The organism is Deinococcus rhizophilus, assembly GCF_030271215.1.
Classification (GTDB): Bacteria; Deinococcota; Deinococci; order Deinococcales; family Deinococcaceae; genus Deinococcus; species Deinococcus rhizophilus.
In genome coordinates this window covers 1-1589 of record NZ_JASNGB010000314.1, presented here as the reverse complement: position 1 = coordinate 1589, position 1589 = coordinate 1, and the positions used below count along the sequence as shown (strand labels likewise).

Annotated in this window: 2 protein-coding genes and 1 pseudogene; 1 reads left to right on the top strand and 2 read right to left on the bottom strand. The window is 73.7% G+C overall.

Annotated elements, in window-relative coordinates; all coding sequences use genetic code 11:
* Window positions 1–674 (bottom strand): serine/threonine-protein kinase (locus QOL99_RS16955; protein WP_285525555.1); only part of this gene is annotated, 674 nt, incomplete at its 3' end.
* Between the two features lie 102 nt (window positions 675–776).
* Entirely contained in the window at window positions 777–1301 is a 525-nt protein-coding gene (locus QOL99_RS16950) for a hypothetical protein (RefSeq protein ID WP_285525553.1), read from the bottom strand.
* A gap of 132 nt (window positions 1302–1433) precedes the next feature.
* On the opposite strand from QOL99_RS16950, the pseudogene QOL99_RS16945 reads away from it, so the two are divergent.
* Window positions 1434–1589, top strand: a pseudogene (locus QOL99_RS16945) (bifunctional glutamate N-acetyltransferase/amino-acid acetyltransferase ArgJ); the annotation flags it as partial.

Genomic DNA, 1589 nt, shown 5'->3' with positions numbered 1-1589 from the left:
AACGGCGAGCGGCCCCGTCGGTGCCCCGCCAGCCAGCCCAGCGGATCGGCGTAGGGCGGCTGCCCCCCCAGGCACTCGAACAGCACCGCGCCCACCGCGTACAGGTCGCTGCGGGGGTCACCGCGCACCCCGGCGAACTGCTCGGGGGCCATGTAGGACGGCGTGCCCAGCCGCGTCTCCGTGCCGTGGGGGTCCGGCAGGAACCGGGCGTGGCTCAATCCGAAATCGGTCAGGCGCACCGCCCCGGCCCACCGCCTGCCGCCGCACAGCAGCACGTTCTCGGGCTTGAGGTCGTGGTGCACCACCCCCTGCGCGTGCAGATGGGCCAGGGCACTCAGCAGGCCCCGCCCCACCGCCACCGCCTCCCCCACCAGTAGCGGCCCGGCGCCCAGCGCGTCCCGCAGGGTGCCCCCCGCGCTCCAGGCAAAGATCAGCTCCTCCTCCCGCGCGGCGAGCAGGGGCACCAGGCCAGGGTGCAGGGTGCCCGGACGGCTCAGGTGGGCCGCCACCGTGCCCTCATGGCTGAGGCAGGCCCGCGCCAGGGGGTCGTCGCGCCACAGCCGCTTGACAAACACCGGTCGCCCGTCCCAAGTTGCCCACACCGTTTCCACCCCGCCCCGTCGCCCCAGCACCCGCAGGTCGCGGAGGGAAGGGAACTCGGGGCGGGAACACACGCGGGGCATTCTACGCAGGCCGGGCGCCGCCCATTTGTCCCCTGGCCCCAGTTGCCCAGTGGACCTGTCCGGGGAGGGCCTGTCTGGGGAGGGCCTGGCCGCTCAGTTCACCCGCAGGCTGCTGGCGAGGTTGCGGACCAGATTCTCGTTGCGGCTGTAGTCCTTGACGTTGCTGGCGACCGTCACGACGAGCAGGCGCCCGCCCGCGCTCGTGAGCAGCATCTCGAAGCGGCGGTCGTCGCCCTGGCCGGGCGTGGTGAAGATGATCTGGCCCCAGGGGTGCCCGCCGACCTGCACCGCCGCCGACCGGATGGTCTTGAGGTTGGGCACCTGGGCCCGCAGCCCCGTGGCGAACTCGTTGGTCAGCGAGGCGACCCCGGCGGGGGCCAGGGCCGCCTCGCGCCAGTCGAAGGCGATGGTGACCTTGCGGTCCTCGGTCAGAAAGACCGCCTCGGGGCGGCCCGCCGCCGACGGGAAGGCCCTGGCGATGCCCGCGTCGTTGAGGACATAGAGCCTGGGATTCGTGTCCACCGTCACAGGCACGTTCTGGAGCTTGAGGGGCGCGGCGAGCGCGGCGGGGGCGCCCAGCAGGGCCAGCACCGTCAGGGTCAGCAGGGACGTCTTCATGGCCTCTCACCATATCCGCATCCGGCTGCCCCCGCCGTGAAGACCCGGTGAGGATCGTGGCGGCGGCGTCATCGGGGGGTCAGGGGGTCGCCGCGCCCGCCCCGCGCCCCGGCCTGCTCTAGCATGGCCACCATGACACCGCCCTCCCTCACCTTTCCCCAGGGCTTCCTGGCGGCAACCACGGCGGCGGGCATCAAGCCCAGCGGCCGGACCGACCTGAGCGCCGTGGTCAGCGACGCGGACTGCACCTGGGCCTACGCGGGCACCCGCAGCACCGCCGCCGCCGCC